General features: G+C 58.4%; 10 protein-coding genes and 1 pseudogene. 1 reads left to right on the top strand and 10 read right to left on the bottom strand.

Annotated features, from left to right (window positions below):
- Nucleotides 1-178 precede the first annotated feature (178 nt).
- From GWG67_RS38225 to GWG67_RS38240, 4 genes are all read right to left on the bottom strand, one after another.
- Nucleotides 179-334, bottom strand: a complete 156-nt coding sequence (locus GWG67_RS38225; RefSeq protein ID WP_275174808.1) for a GntR family transcriptional regulator — start codon at nt 332-334, stop codon at nt 179-181.
- Nucleotides 335-405: 71 nt separating this feature from the next.
- Entirely contained in the window at nt 406-1,191 is a 786-nt protein-coding gene (locus GWG67_RS38230; protein WP_275174810.1) for a glycerophosphodiester phosphodiesterase, read from the bottom strand.
- 976 nt (nt 1,192-2,167) lie between these two features.
- Nucleotides 2,168-3,157: an IS4 family transposase gene (locus tag GWG67_RS38235; protein WP_275174811.1), complete on the bottom strand. Its 990-nt coding sequence runs from the start codon at nt 3,155-3,157 to the stop codon at nt 2,168-2,170.
- 27 nt (nt 3,158-3,184) lie between these two features.
- Nucleotides 3,185-3,433, bottom strand: coding sequence for a transposase (locus GWG67_RS38240; RefSeq protein WP_275174812.1), 249 nt, complete (start codon nt 3,431-3,433; stop codon nt 3,185-3,187).
- Nucleotides 3,434-3,609: 176 nt separating this feature from the next.
- On the opposite strand from GWG67_RS38240, the gene GWG67_RS39190 reads away from it, so the two are divergent.
- Nucleotides 3,610-3,849 carry a transposase gene (locus tag GWG67_RS39190; protein ID WP_354211791.1) on the top strand — a complete coding sequence of 80 codons (240 nt, stop codon included), beginning with the start codon at nt 3,610-3,612 and terminating at the stop codon, nt 3,847-3,849.
- 222 nt (nt 3,850-4,071) lie between these two features.
- On the opposite strand, the gene GWG67_RS38245 is transcribed toward GWG67_RS39190, so the two are convergent.
- From GWG67_RS38245 to GWG67_RS38270, 6 genes and pseudogenes are all read right to left on the bottom strand, one after another.
- Nucleotides 4,072-4,752: a bifunctional 2-polyprenyl-6-hydroxyphenol methylase/3-demethylubiquinol 3-O-methyltransferase UbiG gene (locus GWG67_RS38245; RefSeq protein WP_275174814.1), complete on the bottom strand. Its 681-nt coding sequence runs from the start codon at nt 4,750-4,752 to the stop codon at nt 4,072-4,074.
- A 30-nt stretch (nt 4,753-4,782) separates the two neighbouring features.
- Entirely contained in the window at nt 4,783-5,811 is a 1,029-nt protein-coding gene (locus GWG67_RS38250) for an extracellular solute-binding protein (RefSeq protein ID WP_342761089.1), read from the bottom strand.
- Nucleotides 5,751-6,050: a hypothetical protein gene (locus tag GWG67_RS38255; RefSeq protein ID WP_275174815.1), complete on the bottom strand. Its 300-nt coding sequence runs from the start codon at nt 6,048-6,050 to the stop codon at nt 5,751-5,753. The genes GWG67_RS38250 and GWG67_RS38255 overlap by 61 nt, the downstream gene beginning before the upstream one ends.
- Before the next feature lie 695 nt (nt 6,051-6,745).
- Complete coding sequence (locus tag GWG67_RS38260) at nt 6,746-7,228, bottom strand: HIT family protein (RefSeq protein ID WP_275174816.1); 483 nt, start codon at nt 7,226-7,228, stop codon at nt 6,746-6,748.
- Between the two features lie 221 nt (nt 7,229-7,449).
- Nucleotides 7,450-8,946: a porin gene (locus tag GWG67_RS38265; RefSeq protein WP_275174818.1), complete on the bottom strand. Its 1,497-nt coding sequence runs from the start codon at nt 8,944-8,946 to the stop codon at nt 7,450-7,452.
- A 1,071-nt stretch (nt 8,947-10,017) separates the two neighbouring features.
- Nucleotides 10,018-10,208, bottom strand: a pseudogene (locus GWG67_RS38270) (IS5/IS1182 family transposase); the annotation flags it as partial.

A 10,208-nucleotide genomic window follows, 5' to 3' on the forward strand; every position in this document is an offset into this window, starting at 1 on the left:
AGGGAATCCAAAAGCGAAATTGCAGGGTTTGGCGGCTTCAACCTCCCATTCCCTGCAATCTCAAACCGACTCGAATCCGAAAAAGAGACTCCTGCTCAATCGCTTAGAACCTTGTTCACGGACGACTCTTTGATCACTGCGAAGGCGCGGCGCACGGTGTTGAGGTGAACGCCGAACTTCACTGCAACTCAGTTTCGGTGGGCAGGCGTTCGCCGGGCTTGTACGTCCCGCCCGTAATGTCCTTGCGGATGGCCTCGACCACGATCCGCCACAGCGAGGTTGCGCCGCGCCTAGCATAGAGGGATGATGATTGATCCTGGTTGTCAACGGTCATCGGTCGATCTCGGGTATCCGGGCGCCGGGAAGTCTGCGCCAAAAGCCCGGTGACTTCCAGCCGCTGCGCGATCAAACTGGCGCACCGACCGATGTAAGGCGCCGATCCCGCGCGAGATCCGGCCGGTCGGTGAGGACGCCGTCAATCCCAAGGCGCGCGATCGCCACGAGCGCTCCGATGTCGGTCGCGGTCTGGAAGCTCGATCGCGGCGAGGCGACCGCGATGGTTCCAAGACCAGCGCGACGGATGGTATCGATCGTAGGGCGGTCATAATCTGCGGGCAGCACCCGGATCCAACTGGCGCCGACGGAAACGGCGACATCTAGGCCGGCGCCGCCATCGGGAAAGAAGGCGCCGACGGTCGCGGAAGCTGACCGGCACCGGATCGCTTCCGCGATCTCGGTTGTATAGGCGGTGAAGAGAATGCGCTCGACCGCTCCGAGGGACTGGCAACTTCCAACGTAGATGTCCACCTCAGCTGCGGTGGCCTGCTTCAAGTCGACGATGATCGGCTTGCCGCGAGTCATCTCCAGAAAGTCATTGAAGGTGAGCAGTGCCGGAAAGAGCCGCCGTGCCTGCTTGATATCGATGTCGGCGATAGCGTCGGGAAAACCAGCGACACGTAGCAGGTCGCCATCGTGAAGGCAGACCACGGTCCTGTCCTTGGTTAAGTGTACGTCGGTCTCTACCGCATCCGCGCCCGATTCGAGTGCGTGGCGAAAAGCCGCCGCGGTATTCTCAAGCACATATTCCGGGGCACCCCTATGTCCGATCACCCGAAACTTCCCCAATTTGGGCGGGGTTGACCAGAATTTGTCGACAGACGTTCCGGCCGATTGAGTAGATGCACCGTTCATTGCGCATCCTTTCCTGAAATGGCTCCGTTCACTTTGACCGCTCCTCTTGTCATTCCCTTGACGAACCATTTCTGAGCGGTCGCGACGACGAGGGGGAGCCGACGATTGTCGATGCTGCCATAAGGGGGCCGTAGTCGTTGCCGCCTTCTTGGTTTGCGAACGCAATAATCACGAGCGGCGGACTCTCCGAGCGTACCGCGATCAGCGGCCAGAACGATCGTGTCAGTCGCCGACAACGGAGAAGATCGAGAAGGCGATCGTGGCCACTCGGCCCTCCTCTCGCCGAGGCACCTTAGAGATCCTGTATCGGGCGAGAATGAAGCCGCGCTGACAGAACCAGGACGATTACGCCGATCATACCCATTTCGGTGGACATGGGCGCGCCGATCTTGGGCTAGCGAGAGAGCTTCAGAAATCGGATGGGGGTAAAGATATGGCCTTGATCACCGCGACGGACGGGATATACGGTCCGTACAATATCGGTACATTACCTTGGGGAAGAGCTTGGCGAGGCTGCCCCTCTGCCCTGAAGAGAGGCGAGAGGGCCGAAACTACTTAGTCGATGTCCACGGCCAGTTCCATGTGCTGCGAGCGACGCGCATCCTCGAAAGCACGCTCGGAATTGCCGGCGGCATCCAGATTGACGTGGTCACCAGTATCGGGGCAGTCGGAGCGATTCCGAATCGGCTTTGGAGAGTGCGAGTGCCGAGATTCGGGCTTCGTGGCGCTTGTAGGTCGTGACGCCGTATCTGCGCCAAGCCTCCGCGAAACTGCCGGGTTACATGATGATTTGTTCAATGCGCTCGAACCGCGGCAACGGACAATAGCTGGATGCGACAGCGATGGCGAGCCGTCCACCATCGTGATCGTGTCCCCCCTGCGGACGAAATGGCGTATCCCTCCGGCGGCGCTTTCAATTACCCACATCGTCGGCGAGTTCCGATTGAGAGGCCGAAGGCGATGTCATTGAGGCGTGTTAGGCCTCGCCAGACGACCATGTCTCCTGGCGGCGGATCGTGTTGCGTGCGAGGTAGCCACCGAGCATGGCGATCTGGAGCAAATAGGTGGCGAGGGTCCTGCGCAGGATGCGCGGCTTGGCCCGCGCCGCGTCGATGGCATCAAGCGTCGCGATTTCGGTTGGCGTAAGGACTGTCTCTGGCGCAACCTCGGGCTTTGCTCGTGCGGACATGGTGAGGAAGAAGATGCGCCAGCTGACCATCGCGATGAGGGCGAGGAACTTGGCCAGCCGCTCGGCGGTCTCAAGCCTCGCCTCTTCGGCGCGACAGCCAGACTTCATGACCTTGTGAAACACCTCCGCCTTCCAGCGCAAGGCGTACCATTCGAGCTTCTCGATGGCGATGGCGAAATCTGCGACCGGCAGATTGGTCGCGAGCTTCCAGTCGACCGGCGGACGGTCCGCCGGCGGGTCAATCTCAAGGGCTTGGATGTAGGTGAGAAGCTGAGGACTGTATCGCTTCTGCTTGCCGACGGGCGGCAAGGTTTGGATGGCGGCGAACTTCACGTGCACGCACGCCGTCTCATCCTGTCCGATCGCGACGTAATGGCGTCCCGGCCAAGGCGCAGCCGAGAGTTGGGCGAAGACCCGATGAGCTCCATCCCGCGGCTCTGCGCCGGCGGGGGCGGCGGCCAATCGATTGGTTTGCACCCGCACCAGAAAACGCGTGCCGAGATCTTGCGCCAGGCAAAAGAGCTTGTAGATGTCGCTCTCGGGGTCTGCCACATGCAGGCAGCGCTCCGGCGGGCCCACGAGCGCCATCGACTGGCGCAGGTTCTCCAGCCAGCGATAGCTTTCCTTCGTCTCGATCGGCACGCGCGTGGGGTTCACGTGCCGCTTGAGCGTCCAGGTCCCCTTGAACTTCGTGCGTGTCCAGAACTTCGCTGCCGTCAGCCCCAGTGCGTCCCGCCGAGGGTTACAGCCAGGCTCGAATGCATCAGCACACCACACAAGGTCACCACGTTGGGCTGACCCGCCTTATAACGTCCGGCGTTGCTGGCCGGCCAGCATCCCATGCTCGGTAACGCGCGGGTTGTCGAAGAAGCGATAGGCCGCCTTTGTCGCCGCCCAGTCACCGCATGCCGCTGGGACCGGTTGGCCAGGTGCCGCCGACATCTGATCAAGCAGCCGGCAAAATCGGCGCGCCAGTCGCTTGTCTGGCAGCCCTGCCGAAACGACTTCGTCGTCATGCCAGCCTGCAGCGCCGGCTCCCATGTCTCCGCTCATCTGTGACGCCTCCGCGAATCGGCGTCACAGACAGAATCACAGACGATTCAACAGATGCAAATCCTAAGTACGAGATGTTGGTAATTGAAAGTCGGCGGCGGCCGCCTTGTGTAGTTTGAGCGGCGGGCCGAGGATTTGACTAAGTCTAGCTTTAAAGATTTAAGGTCACGTGGCGAATGCAGGTCAATGTGCTGGGCGCCGAGCGTCGGCGGCGATGGAGTTACGACGAGAAGGTTCGCCGGGCCGAAGAGACCTTGCAGGCTGGCGAGACGGCCTGCGGCGTCGCGCGCCGGCACGGGTGGCTCATAGCCCTGCTGTTAACGTGGCGTCGACAAGCGCGCCACGGTCGACTGGGCGGAGATGCCGCGCCTGCTCTTGTTCCCGTCGAGATCACACCTGTGGCGGCTCCGATCTAGAACGGCGTGCGTCGTCGCCGCCTGCGCAGCGTGCAAGGGCTGGAATCATCGAGATCGAGCTTGGCGGCTATCGCGTTCGCATTGACCGCGACGTGGACGTTGAGGCGCTGCAGCGAGTTCTTGAACTCCTGCGGCGACCATGATCCCGATTCCGAGCGGAGTCAGAGTTTGGATCGCCACTGGCCACACCGATATGCGTCGTGGCATGCGAAGCCTTGCTCTCTAGACGCACTTCTCTAGCCGGAAAAGCAGCTTGTAATCGGCATGATTGGCAATCGCATCTGTGATTTTGCGATATGCCCCAAAGGACTTTGTTGTCTGCACGAATCCTTCGAACCCGAAACGCTTCACGCCGACTGCAAACCCTGCGTCGGCGAACGCTGCAACGTAGTCGTTGGGCGCGTGGTCGTGAATCGTGGCATTGCAGTTAGCCGTAATGGACTCTTTCCAATATTGCCAAAGCGGGCTTTCGGTATGGTAGCCGGTCACGGCGTAGTAAACGCCACCGGGTTTTAGACAAGCGAACATGTCAAGGGCATGCTGTTGAATGTCCGGCACCAGATAGATCGCTTCGTAGCTGAAGCCAAAATCTATCGTTTGCGCGTACGGCGAGAGATCGTCCGTTACTTCATAATCGACCGGTATCGCTCCCCGCGCGGCCTCGGCTGCCGCGATTGCCTCTGTTGCAATGTCGACGCCTATGCCGCGTTTAAATGGTCGATGAGCGTGGAGTAGGCGAAGGAAGCCACCGCGGTGGCATCCAAAGTCCATCACGGTGGAGGTAGAAAGGTCCGGTAGACCGGCAATCTCAATGAAATGGCGCCAATAGGGGACATGACCATCCGCCATCGCAAGATCTTTGGCGCGATCTAGATACCAGGTTGCAAATGTCGCAGCTTGCATTGAACTCTCGCCGTAACTCCGTGCAAATTCTTAACGCGGAGGAAGTAGTGCTGCCACGTCGGCTGTCATCTTTGCGAGCGTTGCCTGAACGGTATTTCTTCTGGCTACGACCTCTTCGAGATCGTCCTTGATCGTGCTGGCGATCCGCACACCGTTTGCGCCTGGGAAGTTGACCCCAATTTCCACATGGTCGAGGCTTTTTGCGGCAGCGCCAAATGCCGGATGCGTCGCATAAAACTGTTGCAAGGACGAACCCGGCTGCACCGCCAATTCATTCATGGAGAGGGAGCCCAAGTCCTGGGCCATCTTGGTCTGCGCTTCGACGCTTGTAAGAAATTTCAGGTATTCCCAGGCCGCCTGCTGCCGTTGAGTATCTTTTGACAAAATGGCGATGGCGTTACCGGTAACGGGTACCCGGCCGCCCGCCTTTGCGATCGGGAATGACCGAACTTCGATGGGGAATTCCGAGCCAACTGACTTGGCATAGCTTCCCATCCAGCTGCTCGACATCATGGCAACGCCGAGTGTGCCTGCCGAAAACATCTGGCTTGCCTGGCTATAAGTGATATACGGCATGCCGCCTTCTTCAACAAGGCGGCGTAACGCGTCCAATGCCCTTTGCCCTTCGGCATCGTCAAATGCAACTTTTCCTGCTGGCGTCAGCATGTGGCCGCCAAAGGATGACACCAGAACCTGCCACCAAACGCCGCCGCCACCGTCCCATTGATAGAAAATACCGTGAATGTTGCGGTCTGGTGCATTTATTCGCTTTGCAAGAGCGATCAGGCCGTCCCAGCTCTCTGGCAGTGGTTGAGACCAGCCGCTTTCTCGGACCAGCTTCATATTGAAATAGACCACCGGCACTGAGACGGCGAAAGGGATTGCGTAGGTCTTGCCATCGATCTGGCCGAGGGCCCGCGCCGTTTGTGAGTATCCAAGCTTGTTCCAGTCCGTTGCAACGCCGATCGCGTCGAGCGGTATGAGAAGTTTGTTGTCGACTAAGAACTGAAGATAATTGAAACCTGTAAAATGACATCGGGTACGTCTCCAACGAGCGATCGGCGCAGTACACTTTGTATGAGTGTTTCATAAGATTCCGACGGCGTTTGAATCTCCACATGCACCTCTGGATGCCTGATCATGAACGAGGCGGCCAGATCCTTTTGCAAATTGCCCACAATACCGGGATATGCGTAGGCGACGCGGATCGTCGTCGCTGCCGGGGCCGCAATGGACGGTGCATGACTTAGGAGCAGCCCCAAAAGCGCCAGCAAAATCAGGATCGACACGTTCTTCATGGTATCTCCCATTTATGGATTGTGCCGACCGCCAGCGGAACAGCGCCCATACCGCTGTGACGACAGCCTAACAGCTCGAATATCCCGTCCGCGGACAGTACGATGACAAATTGCGTACTACTGCCAAGTTTGTACAGATCCGCTATTGGCGAAACGGAAAGCGGCTGACCGCTCCCCGTTGATGTCCAATCTTGTGCTCTGAGACGCTTGATAAGCCGCACATCCGATAAGCGATTGAAACGACGCCATACGCGGCGGTTGCGGTAACTCGGTCAGCATGCCGGGAGCTGGACCTACGGGACGAATTGCCGATTCTCGAAGATTTTTGTCACTCGCCCGGTCACCCTCCAATGACCGTTCGGAAATGCATAGCTTACCTGCCCGTTAGCGAGCATTGCGGCGGAGATCCAAGCTCAGGCGCTGTAGCGGGCATCCATGCCGAGCGCCCATTCTGGCGACGTTGGGAATTGCAGGCCTATCAATGTCGTTCGGCGGGCCGGGTTGGACGGAATCGCCGTATTCAATTGTGTATAGTTCGTGTTCAGATGCGTGGCGCTGAAGCGCCGTGGCGAAGCTCAATCCGCAGGATCAAGGAGGTTATTGAGATCGTAAGGTGCCTGGATCGCGGTCAGGGACACCTCAATGGAAGCCTTTAGAGGAAGGCAATGACGGGGAGGACGAGAGGGTGCGCCTGATCAAGAGAAGGAGATCGGAATCCGGTCACGCTCGCAGAGCTTGGAAAGCACCTCACGCAAAGTGGCTTTCACCTCCGAAAACTCTTGTTCCGGTAGGAAGTGCGATTCGATCAACTTGCGGTCCAGCGTCCAGATCGAATCTTCAGGTAGCGGATCCGTGCCGTAACGGGGGACGATGTTCCAATGCACGTGAGCGAACGAATTTCCGAAGAATGCGACATTCATTTTCTTCGCGCCGAAGGCCAACTGAACTGCCTCAGCGACCATCGCCATTTCCAGAAGGTGCTTCGTGCGAATCGCGATCGGAAGATCATGCAGTTCGCGTGCCTTCCGCTTCGCGGAAAAGAAGCAGTAGCCTTTGAAATACTGACGATTGCGGCTAAGCGTAACAATGCCTGTCTCGAGTTCGGCAACGAAATGGCGCTGGTCTGAATTGTCGATCAACCGCAGGATTTCGGCCAGCGAATAGCTTTCATGAGCCATTTTATATGTCTTTCTGTACGGAGGTTCTTTGGCCGTCCTCGCACCGAAGGAAGGACGGCCAACCGTCGATATCAGGATTTCGGTAGGCTCGTCACGTCGCGAACGAATGCCGGCATCGGCCCTTGGGCGGCCTGCTTGAGGGGCACCATATCTTGCAGGTCGTCACGATGGATGTGAACCTCCTGGACTTCGGGTCGGGGTAGGCATTCGCTGAACGGATTTCACCAATTCCGCTGCGCGCGCAGAATGATGTTCACGGCGCCTTGGTCCTTCAGCTCATACGCAGCACCCGGTTTGGCAATACCTGACTGGGTCGGCAGCGTCACAGTGCTTCCGCCTGCGTACTTTTGGTCGAGCATGTTGTAAGCAAGCTCGGCTGTGAAGGACAGGTTCTTGACCGGGGTCCAGATTGCGCGCGCGCCAACAACCGCGTAGTTGAAGTCGGGGTTGCAACCGGCAACGCCGCTCGATAGTGCGAGACCTGCGACGAATGCGCCGCAGATGTAGCCTTTCGCTCTGCTGTCATATCGGACAGCAGCCCACGCTCCGTAGAGGCTGGTGGCCCAATGTGGATCCCAGTTGTGGGTGTACCCGCCGTTGAAACCATAGACCGTGGTCAGCTCCTGACCGGCACCGGCGACAAAGACGGAGTCAGACACACCGCCAATGCCGAGACTTTGGTAAGCACCTGCTGCTCCGGTACTGCCGTATCTCGCGTATGTCGTCGGCATATAGCTGTTGAACCCATAGCGGCTTGCGCCATTGGCATACATGCCGCTCACATTGATGGTGTCGCCCGGCCCGGTCGGGAGGTTCTTGATCGACAAGGCCAATTGCCCAGCCCAGCCCCACTTGTCGCCCGGATGACCCGTCGTCTCGGTGGCGCCATAATATGCGGCATGGTTGTCATGCGCTGCGACCGACGCCTGAAAGAGGCCCCAAGCCTGGTCAACGCGAAGCATAGCAACGAGATCTGGAGCTCGCGACCCCCCGATGTCGCTGGCACCGTACGCGCCGGTTGCGAGACCTGCGGGCGTCGCGGCGCTCACGTTCCAGATGCTTGTTGTGTATCTGGCGACCTGATCCTGAGCCGAAAAGGAAGCGGTGATGCCCTGACCGAAGTCGGCGGTATACGTGAATTGATTGACGGCGTCTCCGCCGCCGCTGCCCGGCAGCTCGAAGATGTTCGCTGGATACTCGGTCCAGGGTGTGTTGAATTGCGACTGCGTTTGACCGAAGGTGAAGCCGGCGAACTGGATGAAGGCTAAGTACACTTGGAGGTAACCGCCTCCGACGCTGTCACCGGAGTACGTCGTGGCACCGCCAGAGAGACCCGCGCCAGCACCGGCGTAGCCACCACTCGTCCACTGGAGCAGGCCTTCGAAGAAGGTCCGAACTACGCCGTACTCGGTCGCGGTACGCGTATCGATGTCAAGAGCCTCACGAGAGCGCATGCTGTAGTAGTGACTAAGGCGGTTGTTAGCTCCGCCCGCGCCGGTCAGGCCGTTCGGCAAGAGAGTTGTGTCAAAGCGTAGATATCCGCCCAGTCTGATGCAGGTATCGGTCCCCGGGATGTAGTAGAATCCCGCACCATACAGCGAGCAGGCCTTCACGTACTCGATCGGCTTCGCTTTGACCGGCAGGTCAGCTGCTTGTGCGCCACTCAACGCGATGACAGCTGCCGCTGAAGTCAAGATAGCCTGTTTGATCGCCCTTATGTACCGCGCCCACTCGCCATGGATCGGCCCATTCAGGGCAGAGCCCAGCTCGATCTCAGCAGATCTAGAAGCCGGGTCCGAATGCTCCCCACAGCCGCCATTCAATGACCGTCGTGAGGGTGAAGCGAGATGGCAGGTCTTCTCGTTCGAGTTTAGCTTGACTACTTTCTTCAGCACAAAAGTCTCCATTCAAAAAGACGCAATCGTTGACTGTACGTTTTCGGTTTCCTAGCGAGACTAGGACGCCATAGCGTTCGGCGAGCGCAGGGATGGTGTCGCGCAAGACCGACCACTGGTAGGCGAGGTCTCACGTCAAATTCGACTAGCGTTCTGACTGGGAAGATGAGCCCAACATCTAAAGTGCCGATGTCGGTTCGCTGAAACAGCGCTGACAATTTCTGGATGAATTCGCCAAACGTACCTTCAGCCGAAACAAAGCTCCGGGCCTCGGCTAATCACTCGCTGAAGCGAATGACCTCTCCACGTGTTGCCGGACCATTTCGGGCGGTTGAGGCCGCGATCGAAACGCCGTCGAGGTCGACATTGATGTTGATCATCCGGATCATCCAGTTACCGGCGTGGCCATGCGAGCAGAGAATCGAGAATCGGTGCGACAGTTAATCGATGGAAATACACATCTTGAGCCGGCGATAGTGTCCAGGACTCCAAATTGCCAGAATCTATCGCACGCTGATCTCGATGGCGATCCAAGAAGAGCGCGAGACACAGAAAAACCGAAAAGGCTTGGCAGTGATCGGGCAGTTCTGATCATCGAGGGAACGAGCTTCTTGCAACAGATCGAAGCCTCGTAAAGCGTCGCGCGCCAACATGCAGGCTCGGCAGGTAAGATCATAATCGCCAGATAGGAGCGGCTGCGTTGCTCGGTGCTTCGCAGTGACGTGGCCAAGAGCATTAGCAAGCCACACAAACCAATCATAGATACGGTTCAATTGTCACCCATGCTTCGAGCCTTCAATGAATTGCAACAGTAACGCTAGTCGGCGTTTTGCCTTCGACTGCCTGGTGAAGGACTCCGGCTTGGACAGTTCAGCTACGTTAGCTAGTCGTCCGTTAAGAAGCCGAATTGAGCGGGAGCGGACAGGCAAGCGTATGCGATAGCTGGATCAGGAAGAGGCACAAGAGTTCTCTGAGCCAGGCGAGGATACGGCGGAAGTTGTGGCCGACTGCTGAGAGCACGACGTTGGCGGCGTCGCCGGCGCGGCCTTTGAGATAGCAGCGGCCAAGGTGACCTTCGGCCTTCA

The organism is Bradyrhizobium sp. CSS354, assembly GCF_029051725.1.
GTDB lineage: Bacteria > Pseudomonadota > Alphaproteobacteria > Rhizobiales > Xanthobacteraceae > Bradyrhizobium.

Bases quoted from the DNA above. Each gene is read 5' to 3' on its own strand.
- GWG67_RS38255 (WP_275174815.1), bottom strand. From the start codon at position 6,050: ATGAAGAACGTGTCGATCCTGATTTTGCTGGCGCTTTTGGGGCTGCTC.
- GWG67_RS38240 (WP_275174812.1), bottom strand. From the start codon at position 3,433: ATGAGCGGAGACATGGGAGCCGGCGCTGCAGGCTGGCATGACGACGAA.
- GWG67_RS38245 (WP_275174814.1), bottom strand. From the start codon at position 4,752: ATGCAAGCTGCGACATTTGCAACCTGGTATCTAGATCGCGCCAAAGAT.
- GWG67_RS38225 (WP_275174808.1), bottom strand. From the start codon at position 334: ATGACCGTTGACAACCAGGATCAATCATCATCCCTCTATGCTAGGCGC.
- GWG67_RS39190 (WP_354211791.1), top strand. From the start codon at position 3,610: ATGCAGGTCAATGTGCTGGGCGCCGAGCGTCGGCGGCGATGGAGTTAC.
- GWG67_RS38230 (WP_275174810.1), bottom strand. From the start codon at position 1,191: ATGAACGGTGCATCTACTCAATCGGCCGGAACGTCTGTCGACAAATTC.
- GWG67_RS38260 (WP_275174816.1), bottom strand. From the start codon at position 7,228: ATGGCTCATGAAAGCTATTCGCTGGCCGAAATCCTGCGGTTGATCGAC.